At 51.8% G+C, this 18,339-nt stretch carries 18 protein-coding genes; 11 read left to right on the top strand and 7 right to left on the bottom strand.

Annotated features, from left to right (window positions below; all coding sequences use genetic code 11):
• Positions 1-26 precede the first annotated feature (26 nt).
• The 5 genes from yjfP to rplI all read left to right on the top strand — a co-directional run bounded on the left by yjfP (position 27) and on the right by rplI (position 2,366).
• Positions 27-776 (top strand): esterase, encoded by a 750-nt coding sequence (gene yjfP, locus EX31_RS08760; RefSeq protein ID WP_013573775.1) that lies wholly within the window; start codon positions 27-29, stop codon positions 774-776.
• A gap of 150 nt (positions 777-926) precedes the next feature.
• Entirely contained in the window at positions 927-1,319 is a 393-nt protein-coding gene (gene rpsF, locus EX31_RS08755; RefSeq protein WP_013573776.1) for a 30S ribosomal protein S6, read from the top strand.
• Positions 1,320-1,324: 5 nt separating this feature from the next.
• On the top strand, positions 1,325-1,642 hold the full coding sequence (priB, locus tag EX31_RS25265) for a primosomal replication protein N (protein ID WP_013573777.1): 318 nt from the start codon (positions 1,325-1,327) through the stop codon (positions 1,640-1,642).
• Between the two features lie 4 nt (positions 1,643-1,646).
• On the top strand, positions 1,647-1,874 hold the full coding sequence (rpsR, locus tag EX31_RS08750; protein ID WP_002210155.1) for a 30S ribosomal protein S18: 228 nt from the start codon (positions 1,647-1,649) through the stop codon (positions 1,872-1,874).
• Between the two features lie 39 nt (positions 1,875-1,913).
• On the top strand, positions 1,914-2,366 hold the full coding sequence (rplI, locus tag EX31_RS08745) for a 50S ribosomal protein L9 (RefSeq protein ID WP_013573778.1): 453 nt from the start codon (positions 1,914-1,916) through the stop codon (positions 2,364-2,366).
• An 87-nt stretch (positions 2,367-2,453) separates the two neighbouring features.
• Here rplI and EX31_RS08740 read toward each other — a convergent pair whose 3' ends face one another.
• On the bottom strand, positions 2,454-3,164 hold the full coding sequence (locus tag EX31_RS08740) for a LysM-like peptidoglycan-binding domain-containing protein (protein WP_037034259.1): 711 nt from the start codon (positions 3,162-3,164) through the stop codon (positions 2,454-2,456).
• 255 nt (positions 3,165-3,419) lie between these two features.
• Between EX31_RS08740 and fklB the strand changes: the two genes are divergently transcribed.
• Complete coding sequence (gene fklB / locus EX31_RS08735; protein WP_037034256.1) at positions 3,420-4,040, top strand: FKBP-type peptidyl-prolyl cis-trans isomerase; 621 nt, start codon at positions 3,420-3,422, stop codon at positions 4,038-4,040.
• A gap of 65 nt (positions 4,041-4,105) precedes the next feature.
• Here fklB and ytfE read toward each other — a convergent pair whose 3' ends face one another.
• The gene (gene ytfE / locus EX31_RS08730; protein ID WP_013573781.1) at positions 4,106-4,771 is read right to left on the bottom strand and encodes an iron-sulfur cluster repair protein YtfE; all 666 of its coding nucleotides are present in this window, start codon (positions 4,769-4,771) and stop codon (positions 4,106-4,108) included.
• Between the two features lie 123 nt (positions 4,772-4,894).
• A complete protein-coding gene (locus tag EX31_RS08725) occupies positions 4,895-6,844 on the bottom strand; it encodes a bifunctional 2',3'-cyclic-nucleotide 2'-phosphodiesterase/3'-nucleotidase (RefSeq protein ID WP_037034253.1) in 1,950 nt (649 codons plus the stop codon).
• 198 nt (positions 6,845-7,042) lie between these two features.
• On the opposite strand from EX31_RS08725, the gene cysQ reads away from it, so the two are divergent.
• Complete coding sequence (gene cysQ, locus EX31_RS08720) at positions 7,043-7,789, top strand: 3'(2'),5'-bisphosphate nucleotidase CysQ (protein WP_013573783.1); 747 nt, start codon at positions 7,043-7,045, stop codon at positions 7,787-7,789.
• Between the two features lie 35 nt (positions 7,790-7,824).
• Here the strand turns inward: cysQ and EX31_RS08715 are convergent, their stop codons facing one another.
• A complete protein-coding gene (locus EX31_RS08715; RefSeq protein WP_037034250.1) occupies positions 7,825-8,382 on the bottom strand; it encodes a YtfJ family protein in 558 nt (185 codons plus the stop codon).
• Positions 8,383-8,691: 309 nt separating this feature from the next.
• Here EX31_RS08715 and EX31_RS08710 point away from each other — a divergent pair, with 309 nt between their 5' ends.
• Positions 8,692-8,898: a DUF1107 domain-containing protein gene (locus EX31_RS08710; protein ID WP_013573785.1), complete on the top strand. Its 207-nt coding sequence runs from the start codon at positions 8,692-8,694 to the stop codon at positions 8,896-8,898.
• A gap of 113 nt (positions 8,899-9,011) precedes the next feature.
• Here the strand turns inward: EX31_RS08710 and EX31_RS08705 are convergent, their stop codons facing one another.
• Positions 9,012-10,361, bottom strand: coding sequence for a polyamine export protein PaeA (locus EX31_RS08705; protein WP_013573786.1), 1,350 nt, complete (start codon positions 10,359-10,361; stop codon positions 9,012-9,014).
• Between the two features lie 228 nt (positions 10,362-10,589).
• Positions 10,590-11,225 carry a peptide-methionine (S)-S-oxide reductase MsrA gene (gene msrA / locus EX31_RS08700; RefSeq protein ID WP_014411565.1) on the bottom strand — a complete coding sequence of 212 codons (636 nt, stop codon included), beginning with the start codon at positions 11,223-11,225 and terminating at the stop codon, positions 10,590-10,592.
• Positions 11,226-11,554: 329 nt separating this feature from the next.
• On the opposite strand from msrA, the gene EX31_RS08695 reads away from it, so the two are divergent.
• From EX31_RS08695 to EX31_RS08685, 3 genes are read left to right on the top strand one after another with little or no spacing between them, the layout of a single operon-like run.
• Positions 11,555-13,234 (top strand): autotransporter assembly complex protein TamA, encoded by a 1,680-nt coding sequence (locus EX31_RS08695; RefSeq protein WP_222940672.1) that lies wholly within the window; start codon positions 11,555-11,557, stop codon positions 13,232-13,234.
• Entirely contained in the window at positions 13,231-17,046 is a 3,816-nt protein-coding gene (locus EX31_RS08690) for an autotransporter assembly complex protein TamB (protein ID WP_037034249.1), read from the top strand. Before EX31_RS08695 ends, EX31_RS08690 begins: the two co-directional genes overlap by 4 nt.
• A gap of 31 nt (positions 17,047-17,077) precedes the next feature.
• The gene (locus EX31_RS08685; protein WP_013573790.1) at positions 17,078-17,431 is read left to right on the top strand and encodes a gamma-glutamylcyclotransferase family protein; all 354 of its coding nucleotides are present in this window, start codon (positions 17,078-17,080) and stop codon (positions 17,429-17,431) included.
• 101 nt (positions 17,432-17,532) lie between these two features.
• Here the strand turns inward: EX31_RS08685 and ppa are convergent, their stop codons facing one another.
• The gene (ppa, locus tag EX31_RS08680; RefSeq protein WP_013573791.1) at positions 17,533-18,063 is read right to left on the bottom strand and encodes an inorganic diphosphatase; all 531 of its coding nucleotides are present in this window, start codon (positions 18,061-18,063) and stop codon (positions 17,533-17,535) included.
• Positions 18,064-18,339 lie beyond the last annotated feature (276 nt).

Below are 18,339 nucleotides of genomic sequence, written 5' to 3'. Positions count from 1 at the left end.
TTTCTAAATGCACAGGGGAAAGCACGATGGTTGAGATGTACGAAGAAAATATTGAAGGGATCCAGATCATTCATGCCGTGCCCGCCGGACAGTATCAGCAGCAACTTCCGACGATTTTTTTCTATCATGGTTTTCTGTCTTCCAAAGAGATTTATTCATATTTCGGCTACACGCTGGCAAAGGCGGGTTTTCGCGTGATATTGCCTGATGCATTAATGCACGGTGCGCGCGCAGAAAACGACGAAGCGCGATGTCTGGCGAATTTCTGGAGCATTTTGCAGAACAACATTGATGAACTGGCGTGTCTGAAAGACGAGTTTGTCGGACGCGGTCTGGCGGATCCGCAGCGTTTAGGCGTCGCTGGCGTTTCGATGGGGGGCATGACCACCATGGCGGCGCTGATCAAATTCCCATGGATTAAAGCGGCGGCCAACCTGATGGGCTCTGGTTATTTCGCGCGTTTATCTCACCACCTTTTTCCAGCTTACAACGCCGGTGGCATTGTGCAGCGTGACGTATTTGAACGCGAAATCGCGCCTTTGCTGAGTCTGGATTTCACCGGGAAAGCGGCGTTAATCGCAGATATTCCGTTGTTTGTCTGGCACGGTGAAGAAGATGATGTGGTGCCTTTTGCTGAAAGCCAGCGGTTGCGGCAGGAACTGGCTGAAAGCGGTGCAGATGATAATCTGACCTTTATTTCTGAGGCGGGCGCGAAGCATAAAGTCTCGGTTCATGCGCTGGCAGAAGTCACGGCATTCTTCGCTGCAAAGCTGTAGAGAAATTAATCTGCCTTTCTCCTTGAGTTTCCCACAGGCTGTACATATAATTGCGCGTCATTTTTTCGACCGCACACAAACACGTTCCTTGCTTCCATGGGCCGCGGTTGACCCTGACAGGAGGCTGAATAATCCGTAAGGAGCAATTCGATGCGTCATTACGAAATCGTTTTTATGGTTCACCCTGACCAAAGCGAACAGGTTCCGGGCATGATCGAGCGTTACAGTGCAGTAATCACTAACGCAGCTGGTCAGATTCACCGTCTGGAAGACTGGGGCCGCCGTCAACTGGCTTACCCGATCAACAAACTGCACAAAGCCCACTACGTTCTGCTGAACGTTGAAGCTCCGCAGGAAGCGATCGATGAGCTGGAAACTAACTTCCGCTTCAACGACGCCGTTATCCGTAGCATGGTTATGCGTACTAAACACGCGGTAACTGAAGCATCTCCAATGGTTAAAGCAAAAGATGAGCGTCGTGATCGCCGCGAAGACTTTGCTGAAGCTAACGATGATGCTGAAGCTGGGGATTCTGAAGAGTAATTGCCGTGACGGCGAATCGTCTGGTGTTGTCGGGCACTGTGTGCAAGACCCCCATTCGTAAAGTCAGTCCTTCGGGCATTCCACACTGCCAGTTTGTGCTAGAGCACAAATCGTCGCAGCAGGAAGCCGGATTTAACCGACAAGCATGGTGCAGAATGCCCGTGGTTGTCAGTGGACAAGCGTCACAAGCATTAACTCACAGTATAACGGTCGGCACGCAACTCACTGTGACCGGATTCATTAGCTGCCATCAAGGGCGCAATGGTCTGAATAAAGTGGTGTTACATGCCGAGCAGATTGATTTGATAGATTCTGGAGACTAGCCTAATGGCACGTTATTTCCGTCGTCGCAAGTTCTGCCGTTTCACCGCGGAAGGCGTTGTAGAGATTGATTACAAAGACATCGCTACACTGAAAAACTACATTACCGAAAGCGGTAAAATTGTCCCGAGCCGTATTACCGGTACTCGTGCAAAATACCAGCGTCAGCTCGCTCGTTGCATCAAGCGCGCTCGCTACCTTTCATTGTTGCCATACACTGATCGTCATCAGTAATCGGCCACTGTCTATTAACGACTTTGAGAGGATAAAGTAATGCAAGTTATTCTGCTTGATAAAGTAGCAAACCTGGGCAGCCTGGGTGATCAAGTTAACGTTAAAGCGGGCTACGCTCGTAACTTCCTGGTACCACAGGGCAAAGCTGTTCCTGCTACCAAGAAAAACGTTGAGTTCTTCGAAGCACGTCGTGCAGAACTGGAAGCCAAACTGGCTGACGTTCTGAACGCTGCTGAAGCTCGCGCAACTAAAATCAACGAACTGGGTTCAGTAACCATCGCGTCTAAATCAGGCGACGAAGGCAAACTGTTCGGCTCTATCGGTACTCGCGATATTGCTGATGCAGTAACTGCTGCTGGCGTTGAAGTTGCTAAAAGCGAAGTTCGTTTGCCGAATGGCGTTCTGCGTACCACTGGTGAACACGAAGTTGAGTTCCAGGTACACAGCGACGTATTCGCTAAACTGAACGTAGTTGTGGTTGCTGAAGCGTAATAGCGCTGAAGTTAACCTGTGAAACGCCGGCCATGTGCCGGCGTTTTGCTTTTCTGCATGATGAACAATGCAAAGATAAGAAACCGATCAGTTACCGCGCTGGAAACTGCCGTCCGGCTGACGGGTAAACGTCACTGTAACATTTTGATCCGTTGTCACTTGCAGGGCCATGACCACCCCCTGTGCATCACGCTGTATCTTCACTTCCTGCCCGGTTTTCAGGGTACTCAGCGGTTTGTCCCCCCCTTCTACCCGTGCCATCGAAAATACGTCATTTACTGCCATATTATTATCGCGGAACAACTGCGCCAGCGTCTGACCCGACTGCACCTGATAACTGCGCCACGTGCCGCTGTTGTCATTACTCTGCGGCTGAACAGGCTCAGGCTGCGCCATTTGCGTCGTGCGGCCCTGATCGTTACGCAAATCGGCCTGCATCGGGATACTTGCCGGTTGTTGCGGTTGCGACGGCGCATAGGTGTTTTCTGGCGTATAGGGCCACAGTAATGCCAGCAGGATGACCAGCACAGCCAGAATAATGCCGCGGCGGTGCGCATACGGCAGGGGCGACAACCAGTGGAAATCGTCGCTCATGTGCCAGATTTTGCTCAGCAGCGTTTTGCCCCGGGCGGCGGCGGAAGTACCGGTTTCCGTTTCTGCAGAAGTGATTTCACTCTCGCTTTCACTCTGCGGTGCTGTGGTGTCTCGCATCGGCCTTTTCATAATGGCAATCCAGGATCTCAACATGGGTTGATAAATACGGATGGCTTTCCTTCTCCTGGGCGGGATTCTGCCCATGACGACCTCTCTTGTTAACTGTCGTAATGTCGACTGCCTGTTGCTGCCTAGTATAGCCGTTTAACTGCTTGATGCGGAAAGGGACAAAGCACAAATATCACCCGAACGATGTCGTGAATGGCGTCAAATGCGAAAAATTTACCGAAAAGGGAAAGGAACTGCGCCTGCCGTCATGTTGCCTCACAGAGAATTTTACCCAAAAGCCTTGCGCTGCTATGCTGCGCGTTCGACATTTTTAAGAGCTAAGGAAATTTCATGACTACCCCTTCATTTGACAGCGTAGAAGCGCAGGCAAGTTACGGTATCGGCCTGCAGGTCGGTCAACAGTTGCAGGAATCAGGTTTGCAGGGTTTAGAGCCTGACGCACTGCTGGCAGGCTTACGCGACGCGCTGGAAGGGAATACGCCAGCCGTTCCTGTTGATGTGGTTCACCGCGCACTGCGTGAAGTCCACGAACGTGCTGATGCTGTTCGTCGTGAACGCCAGGAAGCTCTGGCTGTTCAGGGTCAGGAATTCCTGGCTGCAAATGCACAGCGCGAAGGCGTGAGCAGCACCGAGTCTGGTCTGCAATTCTCTGTCATCACCCAGGGCGAAGGCACCATTCCGGGCCGTCAGGATCGCGTACGTGTTCATTACACCGGTAAACTGATCGACGGTACCGTGTTTGACAGCTCCGTACAGCGTGGCGAGCCGGCTGAATTCCCGGTCAATGGCGTGATCGCGGGCTGGATCGAAGCACTGACCCTGATGCCTGTCGGCTCTAAGTGGGAACTGTATATCCCGCATAACCTGGCTTACGGCGAACGTGGCGCGGGGGCTTCCATCCCTCCATACAGCGCGCTGATCTTCGAAGTTGAGCTGTTGGAAATTCTGTAATTCCTTCCGGATAGCAGAAACAAGAAAGGGCGCATATGCGCCCTTTTTTACCTCTGAAACCTGAATTATTCGCCACGCAGCGCGCGCGGGAACAACAAGTTGTTTTCCAGATGGATATGCTCCATCAGGTCGGTGATGAATTCGTTGATCCCGGCGTACAGCGCCCGCCAGGTCACACACGCCCCTTCCGGCGGCGTCACGTTATTGGTCAGACGTTTAATCTCTTCAAGAATCTGCCCCGCATCATCGTGCTCACGTTCCATGACTGAAATCGGACCGGCAGCCTGACGGCCCATTCCGCCGCGGATCATCGGGAACAGGATCTGTTCTTCTTTCATCATGTGGCTGGTCAGTTCTTCCAGAATCAGTTGCAGCTGAACCGCCAGACCATGGGGACAAGGCAATTTGTCACCGTGTACCCGTTCCACTTTCTCTGCCATCAGAACCAGTTCAGGCAGCTCCTGACGGTGGCGGTCATGGTAGCGAGGAATAATAAAATCGATAATTTGCGCCAGCGGTGCGGTTTTCCAGTCAGTGGAGGTATCCGGCAGCCGGGCAATTTCAGCAATCTGCTGTTCGATGAGATCAATATCCAGCTCTTTTTTGGTGACGGCGCGCAGCAGGGTTTGTTTACCGCCACAGCAGAAATCGAGATCGTACTGACGGAACAGACGGGTAGCGCGCGGAATGGCAACAGCCAGAGCGCCAAGGGGTTGGTCGCGATAGTCCATGATGAAGCCTCGTTAAATGAAAGAATTTATAACATGTATTATAAATACATGTTTAAGACGCGGCTATAGCTCAAAGGAAGTACAGAAAGAAAAAACGCCCCAGGCGGGGCGTTTGACAGGGCATTATTTTTGCAAATCGACCTGATAAATCTCAAAACCTATGGCATCGGTGCCTTTGGCCGTCATCGGGTATTGCGCGTGAGACTGAATAAAGGCCGCCGCTTTGTCGCCAGGAGACGTTTCGAAACGGATATCCAGCGGTTGCGGTGCCGCAATTTTCGCCAGCTTCCAGTTGTTGTCCGCCGTTGGTGTGACCGCGCCTGCTTTTTTGGTTTCGGCACTGATGTACGCCGCAACCACGGAACGGTTTTCATCCGGTGACGCGAAAGCGATGTGTTTATCGCCGGTACCTGCGAATTTTCCGCCGTAAGCCCGGTAATTATTCGTGGCGACCAGGAAGGTGGCTTTCAGGTCTATCGGCTTACCGTTGTAGGTCAGGTTTTTAATGCGTTCTGCATCTTTATTAATCAGTGCGCATTCACCATCGAATTTTGCCGGCTGGCTGACATCAACTTCATATTTCACGCCGTCGATAACGTCAAAATTATAAGTACGGAAGCCATCCCAGTTGATCAGCGGTTGTGGTTTGGTGCTGTGAATATCGATCTGATTAAACTGTCCGGCAGAACATTCCAGCCAGTCTTTGACTTCCTGTCCGGTGACTTTCATCACCACCAGTGTATTCGGATACAGATACAAATCTGCCGCATTGCGGAAAGTCAGCTCGCCTTTTTCCACTTCCACGAAACTGGCCGGATCGTTTTTACGTCCGCCGACTTTAAAGGGTGCAGCAGCAGAAAGTACCGGCAGATCGGCTAAATCCGGGTCGCCCTGAATGAAATGTTCGGTATAGGCTTTCTGCGCATTATTGACGATTTGTACCGTCGGGTCGTCCTGAACCAGTGCCAGATAGCTGTACATGTTGTCGGTGGATTTGCCGATTGGCTTACTGACAAATTTACGTGTTGCGTCATGAGAAGGGGCGAGCACTTTCACCAGACTCTGATCTTCCGCCGCCAGAGATTTCTTCTGCTCTTTATCGTAAATCGGGCGCGCTTCAGCTTTAGCCGTTTCGACTTTCCAGCTGCCACTGTCGTTGTTCAGCACCATATCCACGACACCAAGATGGTCGCCCCACATGCCCGGCATCACGGCAGGAACACCATTCAGCGTGCCTTGTCTGATGTCCGCACCTTTGATGCTGGCGAATTCCTCACTCGGGAAAACCGCGTGCGCATGGCCGAACATAATGGCGTCGATGCCTTTCACCTGGCTCAGGTAATACACCGAGTTTTCTGCCATGGTTTTGTATGGGTCGCCGGAAAGACCAGAGTGCGGGATGGCGACAATGATGTCGGCACCTTGCTTACGCATTTCGGGGATCCACTTTTTAGCGGTTTCGGTGATATCCGCCACAGTGACTTTGCCCTGCAGATTAGCTTTGTCCCAGACCATGATTTGCGGCGGCACGAAACCGATATAGCCGATGCGCAGATTATGGGTTTTACCTTCCCGGTCTTTTACCGCGTTATCGGTGATCAGGAATGGCGTGAACAGCGGCTTACCGGTTTTATCATCAATGACGTTGGCATTTACGTAAGGAAACTTCGCCCCGGCCAGTGCTTTTTTCAGATAATCCAGACCGTAGTTAAATTCGTGATTGCCGAGATTACCGACCGCGTAATCGAGTGTATTCATCGCCAGATAAACAGGATGGACGTCGCCCTGTTTCAGGCCTTTCGCCGCCATGTAATCGCCCAGCGGGCTGCCCTGTATGATGTCGCCGTTATCGACTAATACTGAGTTGGTGACTTCGTTCCGTGCCGCATGGATCAGGCTCGCGGTGCGTACCAGTCCAAATTTATCGGTCGGTTTATCTTTGTAGTAATCGAAGTCCATCATGTTGCTGTGCAGGTCCGTGGTTTCCATAATGCGCAGATCCACCTGTGACGCCTGAACGGATGCTGCCGTCAGTATTGCCAGCAGGGATAACGTCAGATGACGTTTATTCATTGCCTTGCCTCCAGAGAAAGGGATGATGCCCGTAAGAGAAAACCGGATATGTATCTCAAAATTTGCTGAGAATGTAATCAGTTGTCATGGATAAATGTGAGATGTAACAGCTTTATGACGTGTTCACATTACGGGATGGCTATTCGCGGCAAAAAAAACTAGGCTTGAGAAATGAGAATCAAAGCACTGAGGTAAACGATGTTAGAGCAAATTTGTCAGTTAGCGCGCGATGCGGGTGACGCAATCATGGCGGTGTATGACGGTGAACAACCGCTTGATGCGCGCCATAAAAAAGACGATTCGCCGGTCACCGCAGCAGATATTGCAGCGCACAACGTGATTAAAGCCGGCCTGCAAACGCTGGATCCGCAAACGCCGATGCTGTCGGAAGAAGACCCGCAAAGCTGGAGCGAGCGTCAGAACTGGACGCGCTACTGGCTGGTTGATCCGCTGGATGGCACCAAAGAATTCCTCAAGCGTAATGGTGAATTCACGGTAAATATTGCGCTGATCGAAGACGGTATCCCGGTGTTAGGTGTGGTGTACGTGCCGGTGACCAAGGTGATGTACAGCGCCGCAGAAGGCAAAGCCTGGAAAGAAGAGCAGGGTGAACGTCAGCAGATTGCAGTGAAAGAAGCGCATCCGCCGCTGGTGGTCGTCAGTCGTTCACACTTCAGTAATGACCCTGAATTGCAGGATTACCTGGCGCAACTGGGCGAACATCAGACGGTAGCGATCGGTTCGTCGCTGAAATTCTGTCTGGTGGCGGAAGGTGCGGCACAACTTTATCCGCGCTTCGGACCGACCAATATCTGGGATACCGGTGCCGGTCATGCTGTCGCGCTGGCTGCCGGTGCGCAGGTACATGACTGGAAAGGGCAGACGCTGAACTACGTGCCACGCGAATCGTTCCTGAATCCGGGCTTCAGAGTGTCTTTATTCTGATATGACACCCCGGTTTACGCCGGGGTTTTTACGTTTTATTCTTTTACCAGCTGATCCACCAGCGTAATCACCTGCTGGACTTCCTGCGGTGACAACTGCCCGTCTTTGGCGAATTTAATTACCCCGTTTTTATCCAGAACCACCACTGCTGAACTTTCCGGTTGCAGGTCCCATGCCTTTTTCACCGCACCGTTGCTGTCGACAATTACCTGCGACCACGGGAATTCACGTTTGCCACTTTCTATGCTTTTACGCACGAACATGCCGGTACCGATAATAGCGTCGTCGGTATTGACGATAGTCGTGGTCTGATAACGGTCATGGGGCAAATTCGCGGCCCTGATCGCGGTAATTAGCGGTTCGTTCAGGGCCTTGGCGCTGCTTCTTCCCGCCATGTGCTGCACAATACGCACTTTTCCAGGAAGTTTTGCGCTGTTCCATTTGCTGTAACTGAATGCATCCTTAACGTCATTCAGTTCGCCTTTATCATCCACCCCGACCGGTGCCAGACGCTGGCCGACGGTAAAGTTGTGGGCAGATGCAAAAAGCGAAAATGTCATAAAAGTGATCACAAAAAGACTTCTTAAAAGCATAGATTCTCCGGGGCGCAAAAGAACAGTCACGCCAATCATAGGACGCCCTAAGTGGTCTGTCCTGTTGGTATGTTAAATTTGTGTTGCTGATTACAAAATTGCCACATAAAGCAGGGTTATACTGTGTTTGAATGTCAGGGTTTAAGACAATACTGAAAATCAATGTAAAAGCAGTTAAATCCACTGGCAATACCTGAGTGCCCTGCTATGTTATAGGTCTCTTCACTGCAAAACACTTTTCTGTCCCGGTATCTGTCGCCTTGCGACGTGGCCGGTACCTGCAGTGATTTAACGGAGAACAATAGAAAAATGAGAATATTCCAGCGTTACAATCCGATGAAAGTCGCAAAGTACGTTAAGACACTGTTTCGTGGACGTTTGTATATCAAGGACGTCGGCGCTTTTGAATTCGACCAAGGCAAGATCTTGTTGCCAAAGGTACGCGATAAGCGCCACTTTAGCGTGATGTCTGAAGTTAACCGTCAGGTTACGCATTTGCAGGCAGAAATGGGCTAAGTGTGCCCTGCGTGTTGTCACTGCTTTATAGCAGCGTGCGCAAAAAGAAACGGCTCCCTGAAGGAGCCGTTAGTGTTTCTGGCGTTTGAATTTTCCACGCTTGAAAAAGCGCCTTACCCCTGCGCTTTCTTGTCGTCTTTAATTTCCTGCGGCGTTTTTGGCAGCAGCGGTGCAGCAGGCTGGTCGACAATACGCGTCACCAGCAACTGATCAATCTTATAGCTGTCGATATCGACCACTTCAAATTTGAAGCCGGAGAATTTCACAAAATCCGTACGCTTAGGGATCTTGCGCAGCATGAACATCATGAAGCCGCCGATGGTTTCATAGTTACCGGATTGCGGGAATTCTTCGATATGCAGCACGCGCATCACGTCTTCGATTGGCGTACCGCCTTCAACCAGCCATGAATGCTCATCACGGGCCACAATCTGTTCTTCCATACCCTGACCCACCAGATCCCCCATCAGCGTGGTCATCACGTCGTTAAGCGTGATAATACCCACCACCAGCGCATATTCGTTGAGGATCACGGCAAAGTCTTCGCCTGCCGCTTTGAAGCTTTCCAGTGCTTCGGAAAGCGTCAGCGTATCCGGCACAATCAGCGCATTGCGGATTTGCACACCGCTGCTCAACATTAAGCTCTGATTACCCAGCACACGGTTCAGTAAATCTTTCGAATCAACATAACCGACGACCTGATCGATATGACCGTCACACACCAGAAATTTGGAATGCGGGTGAGTGGCGATTTTCTCTTTAATACTTTCTTCGCTTTCACGCAGGTCAAAATAAATCACGCTTTCACGCGAGGTCATTGACGACGGAACGGTACGGGATTCCAGCTCGAACACATTCTCAATCAGTTCATGTTCCTGCTTACGCAGTACGCCCGCCAGCGCACCGGCTTCAAAGACGGCATAAATATCGTCGGAAGTGATGTCGTCGTTACGCACCATGGGCAGCTTGAACAGACGGAAAATCATGTTCGCCATACCGTTGAAGAACCACACCATCGGGCGGCAAATCATCAGACAGAAACGCATCGGGTTGACTATACGGACGGCAACCGACTCAGGTGAAATCATACCGATGCGCTTCGGTGTCAGGTCAGCAAACAGAATGAACAGGCTGGTGACCAGCACGAACGAAAAGATAAAGCTGATTTGATCCGCCATTTCAGGCGACATAAAGCGGATAAAAAAGGTCCGGAAAGCCGGGGAAAATGCGGCATCACCCACGATACCACCGAGGATGGCGACGGCATTGAGGCCAATCTGCACCACGGTAAAGAACAGGCCAGGGGTTTCCTGTAACTTCATGACACGGGAGGCATTGACGTTTCCTTCGTCTGCCAACTGTTTGAGTTTTATTTTGCGGGAAGCGGCCAGCGATATCTCTGACAGCGAGAAAAAGGCACTGATCGCGATTAATAAGAGAATCAGTAAAATACTGTTTAACATAATCTATCCGTTTAACACCGGAATTAACCGGCAGAGAAAGGCACTCATTATTTTTGTTGCTTAAAGAACACCCTTTTTAAAAAAACATTAAAAAGCTGTTCAGAAGAAAAAAGCGTTAAGGATGAAAAACAAAGATAATTGCCAGAAATAGTTTTCAAGGGCCACTTTTGTGACCCGCATAGTATAGCAGCAGCACTGAGACTGCCGCCAGCGCTTAAAAATCCCGCATTATTGCGGCGGCAGACAGACGCCTATGCCGCCTAATCCGCAGTAACCTTCCGGGTTTTTGAACAGATATTGCTGATGTTCATCTTCCGCATAATAGAACGGCAGGGCTTCGGTGATTTCCGTGGTAATAGTGCGCTTATCGTTGGCTTCGTCCATCGCCTGCTGGAAACTCGCCAGACTTGCCAGCGCCTGATCCTGTTGTTCTGCGCTCAGCACATACAGCGCGGAGCGATATTGCGTGCCAATATCGCCACCCTGACGCATACCCTGCGCCGGGTCGTGATTTTCCCAGAAAATCTGCAACAGTTTTGTGTAGCTGATAATCGCCGGGTCAAAGACTACGCGCACGACTTCCGCATGACCGGTCTGGCCGGTACACACTTCGCGGTAGGTCGGGTTGGGAGTGAAACCGCCGCTATAACCGGCTGCCGTACTGTAAACCCCTTCCTGTTGCCAGAACAAACGCTCTACGCCCCAGAAGCAGCCCATCGCAAAAATCGCGACTTCCATGTTGTCAGGAACATGCGTCATTGAGTGGCCACTTACTGCATGAAGGGTTGCCACCGGCATCGGGGTTGTACGGCCAGGTAACGCTTCTGCCTGCGTGACAGACTGCGTTTTATCGGAAAGTTGCACCACAGAAAACTCCAGTTGTTGCTTTAGTGAACGAGGTTTGTCACAAAAGGTTTGTACGAATAACAACGACCAACAGGTCAGTGTTAGTTGTATCTGATTGCGTCTTTGCACACAATACGAAGGACGTTGCTTCGTCGTTGAACATTTTCAGGGGATTAGCACTAAAATGCTTTCATCAGACTTTAAAAAGATGAATCTGCCAAAGATGGGCAGATAATCTCCGGCGGGCATCTGATATTTTAACAGGACAGTAAAATTTAGCAGGAGTGCGTGTGCCACGATATCGTGAACTGGGTTTGTTATTTGTACTGCTGGCCCCCTCACTTTCCATGGCAGCGAAGGTGCGTTTGCAACTGGAAGGCCTGGATGGCGATTTAGAAAGGAACGTCCGCGTTCGTTTATCAGCCATTCAAAGCGATGAAGTCGGGGCTAACGGACGGTTCCGTGCCCGCGTCAGTGCTGCCATTGAACAGGGTTTACGGCCGCTGGGGTATTATTCGCCGACCATCGATTTTGATTACCGCGAAACACCGCCGCCCGGGCGTCCGGTGTTGATTGCCAAAGTGACACCAGGGATACCGGTGAAAATCGCTGGCACGAGTGTCGTGATTGAAGGGCAGGCAGACAAAGATAATGAATTCGAACAGCTCAAACAGCGTGATGTGCCTGCGGTAGGGACGATTTTAAACCACGGGACGTACGACAATTTCAAAAGCTCACTGACCGGCATTGCCCTGCGCAAAGGTTATTTTGACGCCACGATGCGTAAAAGCCAACTGGGCGTCATCGAAGACGAGCACAAAGCGTTCTGGGACATTCAGTTTGACAGCGGCGAGCGTTACCGCTTCGGTGACGTGCATTATCAGGGATCGCAGATCCGTGATGAATATCTGCAAAATCTGGTGCCATTTCATCAGGGTGATTACTACACCACGGCGCAACTGGCTGAGCTTAACCGCCGCCTGTCTGCTACCGGCTGGTTTAACTCTGTTGTCGTGTCACCGGATTTCACGGATGCCAAAGCCACGAAAACCCTGCCGCTGAATGCCGTGGTGTCGCCGCGCACCGAGAATACCATCGAAACCGGTATCGGTTATTCCACGGACATTGGCCCGCGGGTGACGGCCAACTGGAAGAAACCATGGGTTAACGATCGTGGTCAGAGTTTTGAAACCTCAACCACGCTCTCCGGCCCGGAGCAGTCTTTAGATCTCAGTTATAAAATTCCGCTGCTGAAATCCCCGCTGGAGCAATATTACCTGGTGCAGGGCGGTTTCAAACGTGAAGACCTGAACGATACCAATTCAGATTCCACCACCGTCAATCTGGCGCGTTATTGGGATCTCTCCAGCGGCTGGCAGCATGCGGTCAATCTGCGCTGGAGCCTCGATCACTTTACGCAGGGTAGCGTGACCAACACCACCATGCTGATTTATCCGGGTGTGAGCCTCAACCGTACGCGTCAGCGCGGCGGTCTGATGCCAACCTGGGGCGATTCTCAGCGCTACTCTCTTGATGTGTCCGATACTAGCTGGGGTTCTGACGTCGATTTCGCCGTGATTCAGGCGCAAAACGTCTGGATCCGCACCCTGGCTGACAAGCACCGTTTTGTGTTCCGCGGCAATCTGGGGTGGATTGAAACCAATGACTTCGAACGTGTGCCACCATCCTTGCGCTTCTTCGCCGGTGGTGACCGCAGTATCCGTGGTTACAAATACAAATCCATTTCTCCACGTGATGACGAAGGCAAACTGACCGGTGCGTCCTATCTGGGCACCGGTTCGGTGGAATACCAGTACAACGTGACCGGAAAATGGTGGGGCGCCGTGTTTGTCGATTCCGGTGAAGCGGTTAATGACATTACACAAAACGATTTTAAAACCGGCGCGGGTGTGGGTGTGCGCTGGGCTTCGCCGATCGGCCCGGTGAAATTAGATGTTGCCGCTCCGGTGGGTGACAAAGATGAGCATGGATTGCAGTTTTACATCGGTTTGGGTCCGGAATTATGAGTTTATTTAAAAAGATCTGCCTGGGATTCCTGATTTTCCTGGTGCTGTTAATCAGCCTGGTGGCCTTTCTGGTCGGCACACAAACCGGTTTGCACCTGATGATCAACGGTGCCAACCGGTTCGTACCGGGCCTGAACATAGCCAGTACCGAAGGTGGATGGCGCGACCTGACACTGAAAGGCGTGCATTACGAAATGCCGGGTGTGGACGTTAAAGCCGGGGAGTTTCACCTTTCCCTCGATTTCTCCTGCCTGAAAAACAGCGCGCTGTGCGTCAATGCGTTGCGGGTGAAAGACGTTAATGTGGTGGTCAATACCAAAGAAATGACGCCAGCCGCCGCGCAACCTGAGCCGGAAAACAGCGAGCCGCTAACCAATCTCAGCACGCCGTATCCGATCACGCTGCGTTTGCTGACGCTGGATAACATCAATATTACGCTGGATGACCGGGCTATTTCGCTGGCGTCATTCCGCACCGGGGCGCACTGGGAAGGCCGCGCAATTCAGCTGATGCCAACGCGTATCGGCGGATTACTGATTGCGCTGCCGAAAACGCCAGTCAGCCCGTTACCGGACGTGGTGCAGGCCGCGCAGGACAAAGCCGTCGAAAAAGCGACGGGCAAACCGGCACAACCGCCGGTGGTCGTGCCGGAGAAGCCGCTGGGTGAAACATTGCAGGAGTTGTTTGCTAAACCGCTGCTGCCTGAGTTACCGGATTTCCGTCTGCCGGTTGATCTGGATATTCAGCAAATTCTCGCCGAAAACCTGCGTCTCACCGGCGATACCGATGTGTTGATCACCCGTTTCGAGCTGAAAGCCAGTACGCAAAATCAGATTGTAAAACTGGATAAACTGATGGTGCGCTCGCCACAGGGTTCCGTGGATGGTATGGGGCAGGCGACGCTCAACCAGAACTGGCCGGTCGATATGACCCTCAATACCGCCGTGAATATCGATCCGCTGAAAGGGGAGAAGATCAAACTGAAAGTCGCGGGCGGGCTGCGCGATAAGCTGGATGTTGGCCTCAATCTTTCCGGCCCGGTGCGTGCTCAGCTGGCCTTGCAAACTCAGCTGGCGGAAGCCGGTTTGCCGTTGGATCTGCAACTTACCAGCGATGCGCTGCAATGGCCGCTGACCGGCACGCCGCAGTATCAGGTGAAAGGCTTCAAATTTAACGTGAGTGGTAAAGCGACCGATTACGCGCTGTCACTGCGTTCAGATTTCAAAGGCGAGCAGATACCGCCTGCGACGCTGACCCTCGACGGTAAAGGCAACGTGGAGCAGTTCAAACTGAGCCTGCTGCGCCTTGCCGCGCTGGAAGGCAATACCGACCTGACCGGCGTGGTGGACTGGAGTAAAGCCATCAGCTGGAACAGTGAACTGAAGCTGACCGGCATTAATACCGCTAAACAGTATCCTGACTGGCCGGCGAAATTGCAGGGCAAGATCACCACGCGCGGCAGCCTGTATGGCGGCACATGGCAGATTCAGGTGCCGGTGCTGGATCTGACCGGTAACGTGAAGCAAAACGCGGTCAAAGCGCAGGGTAATGTGCGCGGCAACAGTTATGGCCAGTGGGATATCCCGCAACTGCATCTTGAACTGGGGCGCAATAATCTGGATGTGAAGGGGACGCTCGCTGATACCTGGAATCTCGACGCTAAAGTCGATGCCCCACATCTTGACGGTGCATTGCCGGGTCTGGGCGGTGTAGTGAAAGGAATGCTGCAACTGCGCGGTGATCTCAAGGCACCGAAGCTGCTGGCGGATATAACAGCGACGGGCCTTAAATGGCAGGCGCTGACGGTGCGCCGCGTGGATATTAAAGGCGACGTCAGCTCTACCGATCAGATCCAGGGCAATTTTAGTGTACGCGTTCAGCAGCTTAAACAGGATGCGCTGGATATCACTGACATTAATCTCGAGGCCAAAGGTAACGAGAAAAAGCATGAACTGACGTTGAAAGTCGATGGCAAACCGGTTTCCGGCCGTCTGGCGCTGAGCGGCAGTTTTGACCGTGCCACCGAGGAATGGAAAGGCAACATCACCAATACCTTGTTTGATACGCCAGTCGGGCAATGGCGACTGAACCGTTCGATTGCACTGGATTACTTTAATAAAGAGCAACGGATCACCGTTGGTCCGCATTGCTGGCAAAACCCGAATGCTGATTTGTGCGTACCGAAAACGATTGATGCCGGTGCCAGCGGGCAGGCGAGCGTGGTGCTCAACCGCTTTGACCTGGCGATGATCAAACCTTTCCTGACCGATGACACACAGCTGAGCGGCGTGTTCAGTGGGAAAGCCGATGTGAGCTGGAAAGCGGAAGGCGGACTGCCGCAGGCCAGTGTTTCACTGGTGGGTAAAGGCGTGAAAGTTCAGCAACTGGTGCAGGGCAGCCCGCTGCCGGTGGCGTTTGATACGCTGAATCTGAACGCCGGGCTGAACAACGGTCGTGCCAGTCTCGACTGGCTGATTAAAATCACCCACAACGGTCAGCTTGACGGCAGCATCCAGATTGCCGATCCGCAGGGAAAACGTAACCTCAGCGGTAATGTGAATATTGCCCGTATCTCGATGGCCTTGCTTCAACCCGCGCTGATGGACGGCGAAAAAGCCTCGGGTATTTTGAATGCCAATCTGCGCCTCGGCGGTAACGCACAGAAACCGCTGGTGTTTGGCAGGCTGGCGCTGACCGGTGTTGATTTCGACGCGCAATTTATGCCGTTTGATATCACCGATGCCAATATCGGCATTAATTTCAACGGCATGTCATCCATCATGGAAGGGGTGATCAAAACCGCGCAGGGTCAGATTGAGCTGAACGGTAACGCCGACTGGAGTGAAATTAATGCCTGGCGCGCCCGCATCGCGGCGAGAGGCAACAAAGTGCGGGTTTCCGTGCCACCGATGGTACGTCTGGACGTTTCACCGGATTTAGTGTTTGATGCCACGCCGCAGTTGTTCTCGCTTAACGGAACCGTTGATATTCCGTGGGCGCGCATTACGGTGCAGGAATTGCCGGAAAGTGCAGTGGGCGTGTCGTCGGATGAAGTAATGCTCAACGACCAGCGTCAGCCTATCGCACCGGCTTCTGCCTCTATTCCGATCAACAGCAATCTGATGGTGAACATTGGTAAAGATGTTCGTCTCGATGCCTTCGGTCTGAAAGCCCGGCTGGAAGGTGCGCTGAAAGTGGCACAGGACAGCCGCGGCCTGGGGCTGAACGGGCAAATTAATATTCCGTCCGGGCGCTTCCATGCTTACGGGCAGGATCTGATTGTACGTAAAGGCCAGTTGCTGTTCTCCGGCCCGGCGGATCAGCCGCTTCTGAATCTGGAAGCGATCCGTAACCCGGACGCGACAGAAAACGATGTGGTTGCTGGTTTGAGAGTTACCGGTGAGGCCGATGCGCCTAAACTTGAGATATTCTCAGATCCGGCGATGTCACAGCAGGAAGCCTTGTCCTACCTGCTTCGCGGGCAAGGATTAGACAACTCCGGCGGTGACAGCGGCGCAATGACTTCCGCTCTTATCGGGTTAGGGGTTGCACAAAGTGGTAAACTTGTGGGTAAAATCGGCGAGGCATTCGGTGTCAGCAATCTGGCGCTGGATACTCAGGGCGTGGGAGACAGCTCCCAGGTCGTGGTCAGTGGTTATGTTTTACCGGGTTTACAGGTGAAATATGGCGTCGGGATATTCGACTCGCTGGCAACGCTCACTCTGCGCTACCGGTTGATGCCCAAGCTTTACCTGCAGGCTGTATCGGGCATCGATCAGGCATTGGATTTGCTCTATCAGTTTGAGTTTTAATTCATGTGACTTTTACTATACGAATATAAACATGCGAATAATTGTTTACGGTAGCTTACGACGCAAGCAAGGCAACAGTCATTGGATGACGAATGCTCAATGGTTGGGTGATCATGAGCTGGAAGGTTACGCCCTGTATAATCTGGGTCACTATCCTGCTGTTATACCAGGGGAAGGCAAAGTCTATTGCGAAGTTTACCGCATTAACTCGTCCATCATGGCTGAGTTAGATGAGCTGAAAAGTAATACGAAAGATTATCGTCGTGAGCTGATTTCGACACCTTATGGCAGCGCCTGGATTTACCTCTACATTCGTTCACTGGATGGTGTGCCGAGAATTGAGGGTGGTGACTGGGTTAAGCGTAACGAAGCAGTAAGTGAGTAATCTGAGCAAGGTCGTCGGAAAATAATCGTTGTCTGACAACGCTTAATACATAAAAAAACACCGCCATCTGGCGGTGTTTTTTTGTTCAAACGGCAGAAAACTTATTTGTTTTTAGCACGTTCGAAAGAGGTCACGATTTCAGCTTTTGCAGCAGCAGCATCAGCCCAACCGTCAACTTTTACCCATTTGCCTTTTTCCAGCGCTTTGTATTGCTCGAAGAAGTGGGTGATCTGGCCGCGCAGCAGTTCTGGCAGATCGTTCACATCTTTGATGTGATCGTATTCTTTGCTCAGTTTGGTGTGCGGAACGGCAACCAGTTTCGCATCTTCACCGGCTTCGTCGGTCATTTTCAGCATACCGACAGGGCGGCAGCGGATCACAGAACCTGGTTGCAGCGGGTACGGAGTTGGAACCAGAACGTCAACCGGGTCGCCATCCAGAGACAGCGTGTGGTTGATGTAACCGTAGTTGCACGGATAGAACATCGCAGTAGACATGAAACGGTCTACAAACAGCGCGCCGGTATCTTTATCCACTTCGTACTTGATTGGATCTGCGTTTGCAGGAATTTCGATCACTACGTAGATATCTTCTGGCAGTTCTTTGCCCGCCGGGACATTCAGTAAGCTCATTGTTGGTTTCCTTCATTGAACCAGGAATAGAGTGCCGCACATTATAGCCAACTCTCCCGCGATTTCCCGCCCTTTTCGTCGAATCGTCTGCGCGCATTTTCCGGCATGACCTGCTGTTGAACCTCGGCTAAATCTTCCGTATTGGCAGTAAAATTTACTGATCCGATACTTTTCCGCGTAACTGCCTGTTTTTGCTTTTCTTATCAAGATATTCGAGCGATTGCCGATAACAATATTCAAACAAAAAATCAGGATTAACCTGATCCCTACCCATCT

This window comes from Rahnella sp. WP5 (assembly GCF_000745615.1).
In the GTDB taxonomy this organism is placed as follows: Bacteria; Pseudomonadota; Gammaproteobacteria; order Enterobacterales; family Enterobacteriaceae; genus Rahnella; species Rahnella aceris.
This window is presented reverse-complemented; position numbering and strand designations above follow the sequence as displayed.